Here is a 13,444-nt window from a genome sequence, read left to right as displayed (position 1 = left end):
ATGGGCCAGTTCATCGATCTCACCGCCAAGGACGGCTTTGGCTTTCCGGCCTACGTGGCGGAACCCGCGGGCAAGCCGAAGGGCGCGATCGTCGTGGTGCCGGAAATCTTCGGCGTCAACTCGCACATCCGATCGGTGGCCGACGGCTATGCGGCCGACGGCTATCTCGCGGTCTCGCCCTCGACCTTCCATCGCGTCAAGCCGGGCGTCGAACTGGGCTACAGCGACGAGGACATGAAGGCCGGCTTCGAGCTCAAGACCGCCGTCGAGGCGCTGCCGGCACCGGGCGTGCTGCAGGACATCCAGGCGGCGGTGGAATACGCGGCCCGTGCCGGCAAGGTCGGCATCGTCGGCTACTGCTGGGGCGGCCTGCTCACGTGGCGCGCATCGGCGAAGGTCTCCGGCCTCGCGGCGGCGGCGCCTTACTACGGCGGCGGGATGACGGCGCCGGAGGAGAGCGCGATCGAACCCAAGGTGCCGGTGCTCGCCCATTTCGGCAACAACGACCACTGGATTCCGCTCGACACCATCGAGGCCTTCAAGAAGGCCCACCCGGAGGTCGAGGTGCATGTCTACGAATCCGGCCACGGCTTCAATTGCGACCAGCGGGGCTCGTACAACGCCGAGGCCGCCAAGCTGGCGCGCGAGCGCACGCTGGCCTTTTTTGCGAAGCACGTCGGCTGAGCGGGGGTATGGCGTGACGCGGCATCTGATGCGTTGGGTGCCGGCCCTGCTGGCGGCTGCCGCGTTCGGCGCACAGGCGGCCGATTACGGCGGCCCGCTGTTCGACACCCACCTGCACTACAACCAGGAAGCCTGGGACGGCGACTCCGGCCCGTACCCGCCCGCCGAGGCACTGGCGCGCATGCAGCGCAACGGCGTGAAAGCCATCATCGCCAACTCGCGGCCCAACGCCGGCACGCAGACGCTGGCCGCGGCGCGCGAGACGCGCGAGGCCGGCGTGACCGTGGTGCCCTTCGTGCGGCTCTACCGGAATCGCGACGACTACGGCAACTGGTTCCGCGACGAGAGCATCTACGAGATGGTGCAGGCCGAACTGGCGCGCGGCACGGCGAGCGGGCCCTACCGGGGGCTGGGGGAGTTCCATCTCTACGACAGCGCCAACGCCAACGGGCCGGTCGCCAGGAAGCTGATCGTTCTGGCGGAAGAAAAGAAGCTCGCGGTGCTGGCGCATGTCGACGACGTCGCGATCGATCTGCTGATGGCGCACGCGCCATCCAAGGGAAAGGCGCTGCGGCTCATCTGGGCCCACACCGGCATCGGCGGCGCGCCGGTGGCGCGCGTGCAGGCGCTGCTGGAGCGCTATCCGCTGCTGATGGGCGAGCTCTCCTACCGGCCGGGCCTCACCTGCGAGGGCGGCACGCTGTGCCCCGAGTGGCGCGCGTTGATCCTCAAGTATCCGGAGCGTTTCCTGGTCGGCTCCGACACCTGGGTCAACCAGCGCTGGAGCGCCTACGACGAGATCATGGGCGGCTATCGCCGATGGCTGGGCGACGTGCCGCCCGAGGTGGCGCAGCGCATCGCGTGGGGCAACGCGGCGGCGCTGTTCGGTCTGCGCTGAACCCTGTCGTCAGGCGCTCACCGGCTGACGCACCCGCCTGGCAGGCTTGATGGCGGCGGCCTCGGGAGGAGCCAGCGCCGCTGCCGAGTTCCGCACGCGGTCCTCGAGGAAATCCAGCAGGGCGCGCAGCGCCGCGCTGTTGTGGCGGCGCTGCGAATAGGCCGCGTAGAGCCACAGGTCGCGCGGCATGTATTCCTTCAGCACCGGCACCAGCGCGCCGCGCTCGACATGCGACTGCGCCATCATCGCCGGCACGCAGACGGCGCCGAGTCCGGCGAGCGCGGCGCCGATCAGCGGCGCGGCATCGTTGGCATCCATGCGGCTTTGCACCGGCACGATGTAGGGCTTGCCGTCGACCTCGAAGGGCAGGTGCGGCGCGCCCTCGGCGAGCGAGTAGGTCAGCACGTCGTGACTGCGCATGTCGTCGGGTTTCTTGGGCAGGCCGCGCCGGGCCCAGTAGGAAGGCGCGGCGCACAGCACCAGGTCCATCTGGCGCAGGCGCCGCACGATCAGGTTCTCGTCGCGGATACGCCCGAGGCGCAGCGCGATGTCCACGCCTTCCTCCACCAGATCGATCACGCGGTTGCTCAGGTGCAGGCTCACATGAACGTCGGGATAGTTCCTGATGAACTCGCTCAGGATGTCCGGAAAGGCGCTCTGGGCGAACCCGTGCGGCGCCGTGATGCGAAGCCGCCCGCGCGGATGGCCCGCATGTTCCTGCAGCTCGCTCTGCGTGAGCTCGACCATCTCCATCAGCGGCTTGCTGCGCTCGAGCAGCAGTTGACCGGCATCGGTCAGGCTGACCGAGCGCGTGGAGCGGTTGAGCAGGCGCACCCCGAAGCGCTCTTCGAGCTGCGCGACGTATTTGCTGACGGTGGCCTTCGAGGTGCCCAACACCTTGGCAGCGCGGGAGAAGCTGCCGCGTTCGGCAACTTCACGAAAGGCTTTCAGCAGGTCCAGGCCGTCCATCGGGCTTCCATTGTTTCAATTTCGTGAATGCGGTGGTTCAGAAAGCCGAGGGTTTTTACCTAGATTCAGGCGCAAACTTCATCCCACACCAACCAAAGGAGATTGAAATGAAGACCTCGAAGATCATCGCCGCCGCCGCTCTCTCGATTCTCGCCGCTGCCGGCGCACAGGCCGAAACCTATGACGGCGTGCACTCGCTGGTGTCGGCCAACAGCCGCGCCGAAGTGAATGCCCAGGCGGTCGTCGCTGCCCGCAGCGCAAACCCGTATGCCGAAGGCTACGTCGCGGGCCCCGCGACGGTTCTGGTGAACGCTCGTGACCGTGCCGAGGTTCGCGCCGAAGCCGTGGCCCATGCCCATAGGCCGAACCAGAACGTGCGCCGCGAATCCTTCGCCGGCAGCGTGATTCCGTCGCAGTTCTCGAACCCGCGTTTCGTGACGACGCGCCAAGCCGGGCTGTAATTCGTCAGCTCGCGCGACGAGCGACAAAGCCGGGCCATGCGAAAGCATGGGTCCGGTTTTTTATTGTTTCGATCCCGGAAACGCGGTGTCTCTTTTCTAGGTAATTTCCCGAGGTCATTCCACCGGAAACTTCGTCGCACAGGCCAGCCATCCCGCGAGCCTGGTCAGCAACCACTCCGACGAATTCCAAAGGACCTGAAATGAAGACCTCGCAAATCATCGCCGCCGCCGCTCTCTCCCTTCTGGCCGCTGCCGGCGCCCAGGCCGAAAGCTACGAAGGCGTTCAAAAGTCGGTGTCGGGCATGAACCGCGCCGACGTCGAAGCCGAAGCCGTCCGTGCGGCTGCCGCCCCCAACCAGAACGTGACGCGCGGTTCGCGTGGCGCCGATCCCTTCACCTCGGTGGCTGATTCGGCGGCTGTGCGTGCCCAAGCCGTCGCCACGGCGAATGCGCCCGACCAGAACGTGACCAGCGGCTCGCGCGTCAACAGCCGCGTGATCTCGACCATGCCCAACCGCGCCGCCACGCTCCAGCAAGCGCAGAAGGAAGGCACCCCCGCGGCCAAGTAAATTCGCCGACCCCACAGAAGGACCGGGCAGCGCTAGTGCGCTGCCCGGTTTTTTGTTTATCTGCTTCGGGCCAGGTAGCGCTTGCGCCAGAACACGACCACCAGCAGCAGCGCGATCACGGCCATCGAGGCCATGGCGATCCAGAAGCCGTCGGCCTTGTGCACGAGCGGGATGAACTCGAAGTTCATGCCGAAGATGCCGGCAATCAGGTTGAGCGGAAGAAAGATCGCCGTGAGCGCCGTGAGCACCCGCATGATGTCGTTGGCGCGGTGGCTCTGCACGCTGAAGTGCATCTGCACGGCGGTCTCGGCGTTCTGTTCGAGCCGCCGCACGTGGTGCACCACGCGCTGGATGTGCTCGAGCACGTCGCGGCTGCGCACCATGATCAGTTCGCGTTCGCGCAACGCGGCCGCTCCTTCGGGCGGCGGCAGGGTTTCGAGCGCATCGATCCAGTCCTGGATGGCTGCGCGCTGGTCTTCGCAAATCTCGTCCAGGTGGTGCAGCGATTGGCGCGCATCCATCAGCGCGCCCCAGTTCGTGAAGCGGCTGCGGGGGTCGATCAGCTCGGCCTGCCAGTGGTCCAGCTGCCGCGTCAGCTCGCGCCGCAGGTCGAGGTAGGCGTCGACGATCAGGTTCACCACGCGCAGCATCAGGTCGGCAGGATTCGGCGGCACGCGCGTGGAAACGGCGCGGACGTCGAGCGCCGGGGCAGCCGCACCGCCGCGCCCCTCCGAGACCGCAGCGGCCAGCAGGCGGGCGGCAAAGGCATCGCGCACCGCGCCGTCTTCCGGATGGACGGACAGCAGCACGCGGTCGAAGACCGCAAAGCCGACCGGCCGCGTATCGACGCGCCGCAGCACCGGCGGGCCGCCGCGCGCCAGCGTCGGCTCCGCGCTCTTCGGCGCCGTGCCGTTGGCAGCCGCGAGCCGGCGAAAGACCAGCACGTCGTACTGCGAGGTGTAGTCGTAGTGCGAGGGCAACTGGTCGTTGACCAGGTCGGCCACATGGAGGTCGACCAGCTGGGTGCCGCAGAGCGACTGCAGGATGCCCTGCACCTCGGCGAGCGAGCTGCGGAATTCGTCCCGCGTGAGCGAGATCCACAGATAGCCGCCGGCGCAGGCGCCGGGCACGGCCATCGGCGCGAGCGCCTCGTGTTCGGTAATTCGCGAGCCGCTGATTTCGAAGACGCGCATGGTGCCCGACCGGTCCGCTACTGTTGCTGCAGCAGCCGGGCGGTATCGAGCGCGAAGTAGGTGAGCACGCCGTCGGCGCCGGCGCGCTTGAAGGCCAGCAGGCTTTCGAGCATCACGGCATCGTGGTCGAGCCAGCCGTTCTGCGCCGCGGCCTTGAGCATCGCGTACTCGCCGCTGACCTGGTAGGCGAAGGTCGGGACCTGGAACGCGTCCTTCACCCTGCGCACGATGTCGAGGTAGGGCATGCCGGGCTTCACCATCACCATGTCGGCGCCCTCGGCGATGTCGATCGCCACCTCGCGCAGCGCCTCGTCGCTGTTGCCGGGGTCCATCTGGTAGACCTTCTTGTTGCTCTTGCCGAGGTTGGCTGCCGAGCCGACGGCGTCGCGGAAGGGGCCGTAGAAGGCGCTCGCGTACTTGGCGCTGTAGGCCATGATCCGCGTGTGGATCTGGCCGGCCGACTCGAGGGCGCTGCGGATCGCGCCGATGCGGCCGTCCATCATGTCGCTAGGCGCCACGATGTCCACGCCGGCTTGCGACTGCACGAGCGCCTGCTTGACCAGCACCTCGACGGTCGGGTCGTTCAGGATGTAGCCGGTGTCGTCGAGCAGGCCGTCCTGGCCATGGCTGGTGTAGGGGTCCAGCGCCACGTCGGTCATCACGCCCAGTTCCGGGAAGCGCGACTTGAGGGCGGCCACCACGCGCGGGATCAGGCCCTCGGGGTTGAAAGCCTCGTCCCCGGCCGGCGTCTTGAGGCCGGCATCGATCACCGGAAACAGCGCCATCACCGGGATGCCTGCCGCCACGCACTGTTCGGCGACCGGCAGCAACAGATCCAGGCTGAGCCGGTCGACGCCGGGCATCGAGGGCACGGCGTCGCGCCGCTTCTGGCCTTCCTGCACGAACACCGGGTAAATCAGGTCGTGAACGCTGAGCGTGTGCTCACGTACGAGATTGCGTGTGAAGGCGTCGCGGCGCAGCCGGCGCGGTCGGCCCGCAGGAAAAGGAGCGTGGAGGGTCATGCGGAAAATTGTGCCTGAAGTGCCGGGATTGCCCTCTGATACAGCCCCTCGAGCGGTCTTTCCGCGGCTTTGGTGCAGTAATACGTTGGAACTATGTGCTCTACCAATTCGGGGAAAAAGATTAGAACTCGCTTGATAGGTTGTAATGCCTTTGCTAAATTCCGCGTTGGGCGGCTTGCCGCCCCCCGCTTTTCCTCCCTGAGCGGGTGCCTTGATGTGTGACAGCAAAAGGGCTTCCCAGCCCGGCGTTTTGACGCCGGGCTTTTTTTTGCCCCTTCCAATCGCCCTGCGCCAATGGGGCGCGCCACTAAACTGCCGCCATGCTCTGGGTCAAATCACTGCACATCGTGTTCATTGCGAGCTGGTTCGCGGGACTGTTCTATCTGCCGCGCATCTTCGTGAACCTGGCGATGGTGGCGCCCGAATCCGTGGCCGAACGCGCGCGGCTGGTTCTCATGGCGCGCAAGCTGTTCCGGTTCACCACTTTCTTGGCCGTGCCGGCGCTCGGCTTCGGGCTCTGGCTCTGGCTCGGCTATGGCATCGGACGCGGTCCGGGCAACGGCTGGATGCATGCCAAGCTGGCCCTGGTGCTGCTCGCGATCGGCTATCACCATGCCTGCGGGGTGCTGCTGCGCAAGTTCGTCTCGGGCGCAGACCGGCGCGGCGAGCGCTGGTACCGCTGGTTCAACGAAGTGCCGGTGCTGCTGCTGCTCGGGATCGTGGTGCTGGTCGTGGTCAAGCCGTTCTGAGCGCGGTGGGAACCCAGCACAAGTCCGCCGCACTGCCCCTCGCGCTCGCCTATGCGGCGCTGATCGTCTACGCGAGTCTCTATCCCTTCGCCGACTGGCGCGACCAGGGCATCGCGCCCTGGGCCTATCTGGCGGCGCCGTGGCCCAAGTACTGGACCGGCTTCGACTTCGGGGTCAACGTCGCGGGCTACATGCCCTTCGGTTTCCTGGCGGCGATCGCAGTACTGCGAACTCGGCCGGGCGTCGGCGTGGCGGGCGCGGTGCTGCGCGCCACGGCGGCCGGCGCCGCGATCGCTTTCGCGATGGAGACCCTGCAAAGCTACCTGCCCTCGCGCATTCCCTCCAATGTCGACCTCGGACTGAACAGCGCGGGCGCGCTGGCGGGCGCCGTGCTCGCGGCGGCGCTCGAGCGCTTCGGCGCCGTGGCGCATTGGCACCGGACCCGCTCCAACTGGTTCGTCGAGGAGTCGCGCGGCGCGCTGGTGCTGCTGGCGCTGTGGCCGCTCGCACTGCTGTTTCCGGCAGCGGTCACTTTCGGGCTGGGCCAGGTGTTCGAACGGCTCGAGGCGGCGATTTCGGAATGGCTCCTCGACACCCCTTTCATCGACTGGATGCCGGTGCGCCAGTTCGAGCTCGAGCCGCTGGTGCCCGGCGTCGAACTGCTGTGCGTCATGCTGGGAGCGCTGGTGCCCTGCCTGCTGGCCTTCCTGGTCACGCGCTCGATCTCTCGCCGGGCCGTCCTGCTGCCGCTGGTGCTTGTGGCCGGGATGGCGGCCACTGCCTTGTCGGCCGCGCTGAGCTACGGCCCCGAGCACGCCTGGGCCTGGCTGAGCCTGCCGGTGCAGGTCGGCATCGTGGCGGCGCTGGTTCTGGGCGTGCTGCTGCTGCCCGCGCCGCGCCGGTTCTGTGCAGGCTTGCTGCTGATCGCGCTCGTGGTTCACCTGAGCCTGCTCAACCAGGCGCCCGAGAGCGCTTATTTCGCACAAACCTTGGCGACCTGGGAGCAGGGGCGCTTCATCCGTTTCCACGGGCTCGCGCAGTGGCTGGGCTGGCTTTGGCCCTTCGCCACGCTGGCCTACGTGCTGGCCGCGCTGTCGCGCCGGACGCGGCCGGCGTAGTCCATACCCCGGCGCCCAGTGTTCGCGTCGCACGCTCAATAGAATGGTTCGATGTCCAATTCCAGCATCCCGCCGCCGCGCGGCTACTACGCTCGGCACATCTTCTTCTGCCTGAACGAACGCAAGAACGAAGAGGACTCCTGCTCGAAGCACAACGCCCAGGCGGGCTTCGATCGCTGCAAGGCCCGCATCAGGGAGGCCGGACTGGCCGGGCCCGGCAAGGTGCGCGTCAACAAGGCGGGCTGTCTCGACCGCTGCGCGGGCGGGCCGGTGGCGGTGGTCTATCCGGAAGCCGTCTGGTACACCTTCGTCGACGAGGACGACATCGATGAGATCGTCGAATCGCATCTGAAGAACGGCAAGGTGGTCGAGCGGCTGCTGTTGCCGCCCGAGGTGGGGCGCTGATGAATTCCAGAACCGAAAAAATCCAGCTGAAGGGCGCCGCGGGCGCCATCGAAGTGCTGCGCGACGCGGCGGCCGCGGGCTCGCCGGCGCTCGGCGTGGCGGTGATCGCCCATCCCCATCCGCTCTTCGGCGGCACCATGGACAACAAGGTGGTGCAGACGCTGGCGCGCGCCTTCGTTTCGTGCGGGTGGACCGCCGTGCGCTTCAACTTCCGCGGTGTCGGCGCCAGCGAAGGGGCGCACGACGAAGGACGCGGCGAGCGCGACGACATGCTGGCCGTCGTCGAGCAGTTGGCGCCCGAGGGGCCGCTGGCCATCGCCGGCTTCTCGTTCGGCGCCTTCGTGGCGAGCTGCACGGCCGAGAAGCTCTGGGCGACGAGGGACATCCGGCACCTGGTGCTGGTCGGCACGGCCGCCTCGCGCTTTTCCGTTGCTACGTTGCCGGCGGAGGCGCACGAACGCACGCTGGTCGTGCACGGCGAGCACGACGACACCGTGCCGCTCGCTGCCGTGATGGACTGGGCGCGGCCGCAGTCACTTCCTGTCACAGTCGTTCCCGGAGGCGGTCATTTCTTTCACGGACAATTGCCGCTGCTCAAAAGTCTGGTCGTCCGCCACCTGCGCGCGGGCTAGTTTTTCGTCTCTTCGCATCCCCATGAATCGTTTTCTCGACGCGCTGCGCGCGCTCGCGGTGGCCGCTGCCGCATCCTTCTGCATGGTCGTCCACGCCCAGGTGCCGGCGCCGCCCGAAGTCGCGGCGCGCAGCTACCTGCTGCTCGACATCACGGCCAACCAGCTGCTCGCGCAAAAGGACATCGACAGCCCGGTCGAACCGGCCTCGCTCACCAAGCTGATGTCGGCTTATCTGGTGTTCGACGCGCTCAAGGCCAAGAAGATCAGCCTGCAGCAGACCTTGCCGGTCAGCCCGCGCGCCTGGAAGATGCCCGGCTCGCGCATGTTCATCGACCCCAAGATGCAGGTGCCGGTCGAAGACCTGGTCAAGGGCTTGATCGTCCAGTCGGGCAACGACGCCACCGTCGCGCTGGCCGAAGGCGTGGGCGGCACGGTCGAGCATTTCGTCGAACTCATGAACGAGCAGGCCAAGGCGCTCGGCATGAAGAACACCAGCTACAAGAATCCCGAAGGCCTCACGGCGCCGGGCCATAGCACCACGGCGCGCGACCTCAGCATCCTGGCGACGCGCCTGATGCGCGACTTTCCGGAGTATGTGCACTACTACGCCATCAAGAAGTACCGCTATCCCGGCACCCCCTCGACCAACGACACCAACCGCAATCTGCTGCTGTTCCGCGACCCGACCGTCGACGGCCTCAAGACCGGCCACACCGATGCGGCCGGCTACTGCATGATCGTGACCTCGAAGCGCGATTTCCCGAACCTCGGCGGCGGCCGGCGCCTGCTGTCGATCGTTCTGGGCGCGGCGAGCGAGAACGCACGCGCCAACGAGTCGCAGAAGTTGCTGAACTGGGGCTACACCGCTTACGACGCGGTTCGCCTGTTCGACGCCAACCAGGCGGTGGCGACGCCGGCGGTCTGGAAGGGCAAGGAAAACACCGTCAAGCTGGGCCGTCCCGAGGCGATCGTGGTAGCGGTCCCGGCTGGCTCGGCGAGCAAGATCAAGACGCAAGTGGCACGGCCAGACCCGTTGGTCGCGCCGTTCTCCCGCTTCCAGCCGATCGGCTCGCTCAAGATCACGCTGGCCGACCAACCGGTCGCCGAAGTGCCGCTCGTGGCGCTGGAGCCGGTCGAGCAAGCTGGCGTCCTCGGCCGCGCCTGGGACGCCGTCCGTCTCTGGATCAAGTGAGGCCGGCGCCCGCCCGGCGGGCGCCCCGGTGCAGCTGAAATTGCGGCGTCACGGCCGCACTGCTATACTCGTGGGCTTTTCGGAAAAATCCGAAGGGATTCACGTTTTCGTCATCTCCCGGCCCCTTGTGTCACGACAAGGATTCTTGCCGGGGTGTTTTGGGACTTATTCATTCATGCCAACCATCAATCAACTGGTGCGTCAGGGTCGCGAGGTCGAAAAGATCAAGTCGAAGAGCCCTGCCATGCAGAACTCGCCGCAGCGTCGCGGCGTCTGCACCCGGGTCTACACCACGACCCCGAAAAAGCCGAACTCGGCGCTGCGGAAAGTCGCCAAGGTGCGTCTGACCAACGGCTTCGAAGTCATTTCCTACATCGGCGGCGAAGGTCACAATCTGCAGGAACACAGCGTCGTGCTGGTTCGCGGCGGTCGTGTCAAGGACTTGCCCGGTGTGCGCTACCACATCGTGCGCGGTTCGCTGGACCTGCAAGGCGTGAAGGATCGCAAGCAGTCGCGTTCCAAGTACGGCGCGAAGCGCCCCAAGAAGGCTTAAGGCTTTCTGTCGTTCAACGGTGTTCGGCGTGCCCTGGCAGGCGCATCGAACGAAGTGACCCGCTGTTGGGTCGAGTAAGTGAGAGTTCTTGTTGGCTCTCGCGGTGCCGGAAACGGTGCCAACTGAAGCAAAGAGGTTAGAAAAATGCCACGTCGTCGCGAAGTCCCCAAACGTGAAATCCTGCCGGATCCCAAGTACGGCAATGTCGAGCTGTCCAAATTCATGAACGTGATCATGGAAGGCGGCAAGAAGGCGATCGCCGAGCGCATCATCTATGGCGCGCTCGACCAGATCGAGAAGAAGAACCCGGGCAAGGACCCGGTCGAAGCCTTCACCATGGCCATCAACAACGTCAAGCCGATGGTCGAAGTGAAGTCGCGCCGCGTCGGCGGTGCGAACTATCAGGTGCCCGTCGAGGTGCGCCCGGTGCGTCGCCTGGCGCTGTCGATGCGCTGGATCAAGGAAGCCGCCCGCAAGCGCGGCGAAAAGTCGATGGCCCTGCGTCTGGCCAACGAACTCATGGAAGCCACGGAAGGCCGTGGCGGTGCCATGAAGAAGCGCGATGAAGTGCACCGCATGGCCGAAGCCAACAAGGCCTTCAGTCACTTCCGCTTCTAACAACAGCCCACTAGTCAGACAGGCTGGAAGCCCGACCCACCGAATGCGGTGGGCGGGCTTTCATCCGTTAACGGAGTAATTTTCATGTCCCGCAAGACCCCCATCGAGCGCTACCGCAACATCGGTATTTCTGCGCACATCGACGCCGGCAAGACCACCACCACCGAGCGCATCCTGTTCTACACCGGTGTGAATCACAAGATCGGCGAAGTGCACGATGGCGCCGCCACGATGGACTGGATGGAGCAGGAGCAGGAGCGCGGCATCACGATCACGTCCGCTGCCACCACCTGCTTCTGGAAGGGCATGGGCGCCAACTTCGACGAACACCGCATCAACATCATCGACACCCCGGGCCACGTGGACTTCACGATCGAAGTCGAGCGCTCGATGCGCGTGCTCGACGGCGCCGTGATGGTGTACGACGCCGTCGGCGGCGTGCAGCCCCAGTCCGAAACCGTCTGGCGCCAGGCCAACAAGTACAAGGTGCCGCGTCTCGCGTTCGTCAACAAGATGGACCGCACCGGCGCCGACTTCCTGCGCGTGCGCCAGATGATGGTGGACCGCCTGAAGGCCAACCCCGTCGTGATCCAGATCCCGATCGGCGCCGAAGACCGCTTCCAGGGCGTCGTCGACCTCGTCAAGATGAAGTCGATCATCTGGGACGAAGAGAAGGGCGTGACCTTCAAGTATGGCGAGATCCCCGCCGACCTGGCCGCCGTCTGCGCCGAGTACCACGAGAAGCTGGTCGAGGCCGCCGCCGAATCGAGCGAAGAGCTCATGAACAAGTACCTCGAAGGCACCGCGCTGACCGAGGCCGAAATCAAGGCCGGCATCCGCCAGCGCACCATCGCCGGCGAGATCCAGCCGATGCTGTGCGGCTCCGCGTTCAAGAACAAGGGCGTGCAGGCGATGCTCGACGCCGTCGTCGAATACATGCCAGCGCCGACCGACATTCCGCCGGTCAAAGGCATGGACGAAGACGAAGCGCCGACGACCCGCAAAGCCGACGACAGCGAAAAGTTCTCGGCGTTGGCCTTCAAGCTCATGACCGACCCGTTCGTGGGCCAATTGACCTTCGTGCGCGTCTACTCGGGCGTGCTGACCAAGGGCGACAGCGTCTACAACCCGGTGCGCGGCAAGAAGGAGCGCATCGGCCGGATCGTGCAGATGCACGCCAACAACCGCGTGGAAGTCAGCGAAATCCGCGCCGGCGACATTGCCGCGTGCATTGGCCTGAAGGAAGTGACCACGGGCGAAACCCTGTGCGACCCCGCTGCCATCCTGACGCTCGAGCGCATGGTGTTCCCGGAGTCGGTGATTTCGCAGGCCGTCGAGCCGAAGACCAAGGTCGACCAGGAAAAGATGGGCATCGCGCTGCAGCGTCTTGCGCAGGAAGATCCGTCTTTCCGCGTCAAGACCGACGAGGAGTCGGGTCAGACCATCATCGCCGGCATGGGCGAGTTGCACCTCGAAATCATCGTGGACCGCATGAAGCGCGAGTTCGGCGTGGAAGCCAACGTCGGCAAGCCGCAGGTGGCTTATCGCGAAACCATCCGCAAGACGGTCGAAGAGGCCGAAGGCAAGTTCGTGCGCCAGTCGGGCGGCAAGGGCCAGTACGGCCACGTCGTGCTCAAGATCGAGCCGCAGGAAGCCGGCAAGGGCTTCGAGTTCGTCGACGCGATCAAGGGCGGCGTGGTTCCTCGCGAATACATCCCGGCGGTCGAAAAGGGCGTGATCGAAGCGCTGGGCCAAGGCGTGCTCGCCGGTTATCCGGTGGTCGATGTCAAGGTCACGCTGCACTTCGGTTCGTACCACGACGTGGACTCGAACGAAATGGCCTTCAAGATGGCCGCGATCTTCGGCTTCAAGGAAGGCTGCCGCAAGGCCAGCCCGGTCATTCTCGAGCCGATGATGGCCGTGGAAGTCGAGACGCCTGAAGACTACGCCGGCAACGTGATGGGCGACCTGTCTTCACGCCGCGGCATGGTGCAGGGCATGGAAGACATGATGGGCGGCGGCAAGGCCATCAAGGCCGAGGTCCCGTTGTCGGAGATGTTCGGCTACTCGACCACGCTGCGTTCGATGTCGCAAGGCCGCGCCACCTACACGATGGAGTTCAAGCACTACGCCGAAGCTCCGCGCAACGTGGCCGAAGCCATCGTCGCTTCCCGCACCAAGTAAGAAGTTCTGTCTGCGACCGTGTGCCTCTCGTTGCCCGTGGCGAGAGAACCAGCAACATGGTGCAGACGTTAAACCATACACGGGCACTGCTCTTTCAAGGATAGAAAATGGCAAAAGGAAAATTCACCCGCACGAAGCCGCACGTGAACGTGGGCACGATCGGTCACGTGGACCATGGCAAGACCACGCTGACGGCG

General features: G+C 65.9%; 16 protein-coding genes. 13 read left to right on the top strand and 3 right to left on the bottom strand.

Features of this window, described 5'->3' with window-relative positions; translation table 11 throughout:
- Positions 1-684: a dienelactone hydrolase family protein gene (locus tag BLS74_RS07540; RefSeq protein ID WP_093104207.1), complete on the top strand. Its 684-nt coding sequence runs from the start codon at positions 1-3 to the stop codon at positions 682-684.
- A 28-nt stretch (positions 685-712) separates the two neighbouring features.
- On the top strand, positions 713-1,582 hold the full coding sequence (locus BLS74_RS07535) for an amidohydrolase family protein (RefSeq protein ID WP_093104206.1): 870 nt from the start codon (positions 713-715) through the stop codon (positions 1,580-1,582).
- Positions 1,583-1,591: 9 nt separating this feature from the next.
- On the opposite strand, the gene BLS74_RS07530 is transcribed toward BLS74_RS07535, so the two are convergent.
- Positions 1,592-2,551 (bottom strand): LysR family transcriptional regulator, encoded by a 960-nt coding sequence (locus BLS74_RS07530; protein WP_093104204.1) that lies wholly within the window; start codon positions 2,549-2,551, stop codon positions 1,592-1,594.
- A 107-nt stretch (positions 2,552-2,658) separates the two neighbouring features.
- On the opposite strand from BLS74_RS07530, the gene BLS74_RS07525 reads away from it, so the two are divergent.
- Entirely contained in the window at positions 2,659-3,012 is a 354-nt protein-coding gene (locus BLS74_RS07525; RefSeq protein ID WP_093104202.1) for an alpha/beta hydrolase, read from the top strand.
- 200 nt (positions 3,013-3,212) lie between these two features.
- A complete protein-coding gene (locus BLS74_RS07520) occupies positions 3,213-3,581 on the top strand; it encodes a DUF4148 domain-containing protein (RefSeq protein WP_093104201.1) in 369 nt (122 codons plus the stop codon).
- 56 nt (positions 3,582-3,637) lie between these two features.
- Here the strand turns inward: BLS74_RS07520 and BLS74_RS07515 are convergent, their stop codons facing one another.
- Entirely contained in the window at positions 3,638-4,774 is a 1,137-nt protein-coding gene (locus tag BLS74_RS07515) for a magnesium transporter CorA family protein (protein WP_093104199.1), read from the bottom strand.
- 17 nt (positions 4,775-4,791) lie between these two features.
- Positions 4,792-5,796, bottom strand: a complete 1,005-nt coding sequence (hemB, locus tag BLS74_RS07510) for a porphobilinogen synthase (protein ID WP_093104198.1) — start codon at positions 5,794-5,796, stop codon at positions 4,792-4,794.
- A 320-nt stretch (positions 5,797-6,116) separates the two neighbouring features.
- Between hemB and BLS74_RS07505 the strand changes: the two genes are divergently transcribed.
- The 9 genes from BLS74_RS07505 to BLS74_RS07465 all read left to right on the top strand — a co-directional run.
- Positions 6,117-6,545: a CopD family protein gene (locus BLS74_RS07505; protein ID WP_093104196.1), complete on the top strand. Its 429-nt coding sequence runs from the start codon at positions 6,117-6,119 to the stop codon at positions 6,543-6,545.
- A 5-nt stretch (positions 6,546-6,550) separates the two neighbouring features.
- Positions 6,551-7,663, top strand: a complete 1,113-nt coding sequence (locus BLS74_RS07500; RefSeq protein WP_093104195.1) for a VanZ family protein — start codon at positions 6,551-6,553, stop codon at positions 7,661-7,663.
- Between the two features lie 51 nt (positions 7,664-7,714).
- Positions 7,715-8,068 (top strand): (2Fe-2S) ferredoxin domain-containing protein, encoded by a 354-nt coding sequence (locus tag BLS74_RS07495; protein ID WP_093104193.1) that lies wholly within the window; start codon positions 7,715-7,717, stop codon positions 8,066-8,068.
- Positions 8,068-8,700, top strand: coding sequence for an alpha/beta hydrolase (locus BLS74_RS07490; RefSeq protein ID WP_093104192.1), 633 nt, complete (start codon positions 8,068-8,070; stop codon positions 8,698-8,700). Before BLS74_RS07495 ends, BLS74_RS07490 begins: the two co-directional genes overlap by 1 nt.
- 22 nt (positions 8,701-8,722) lie before the next feature.
- Positions 8,723-9,892 (top strand): D-alanyl-D-alanine carboxypeptidase family protein, encoded by a 1,170-nt coding sequence (locus tag BLS74_RS07485; protein ID WP_093104190.1) that lies wholly within the window; start codon positions 8,723-8,725, stop codon positions 9,890-9,892.
- A gap of 175 nt (positions 9,893-10,067) precedes the next feature.
- Positions 10,068-10,445, top strand: coding sequence for a 30S ribosomal protein S12 (gene rpsL / locus BLS74_RS07480; protein WP_028249584.1), 378 nt, complete (start codon positions 10,068-10,070; stop codon positions 10,443-10,445).
- Between the two features lie 144 nt (positions 10,446-10,589).
- On the top strand, positions 10,590-11,063 hold the full coding sequence (rpsG, locus tag BLS74_RS07475; RefSeq protein WP_093104188.1) for a 30S ribosomal protein S7: 474 nt from the start codon (positions 10,590-10,592) through the stop codon (positions 11,061-11,063).
- A gap of 84 nt (positions 11,064-11,147) precedes the next feature.
- Complete coding sequence (fusA, locus tag BLS74_RS07470) at positions 11,148-13,247, top strand: elongation factor G (protein ID WP_093104187.1); 2,100 nt, start codon at positions 11,148-11,150, stop codon at positions 13,245-13,247.
- Positions 13,248-13,354: 107 nt separating this feature from the next.
- Positions 13,355-13,444, top strand: a 90-nt coding sequence (locus BLS74_RS07465; RefSeq protein ID WP_038111923.1) for a GTP-binding protein, incomplete at its 3' end; no start/stop codon positions are given.

This window comes from Variovorax sp. CF079 (assembly GCF_900101545.1).
Classification (GTDB): Bacteria; Pseudomonadota; Gammaproteobacteria; order Burkholderiales; family Burkholderiaceae_C; genus Variovorax.
This window is presented reverse-complemented; position numbering and strand designations above follow the sequence as displayed.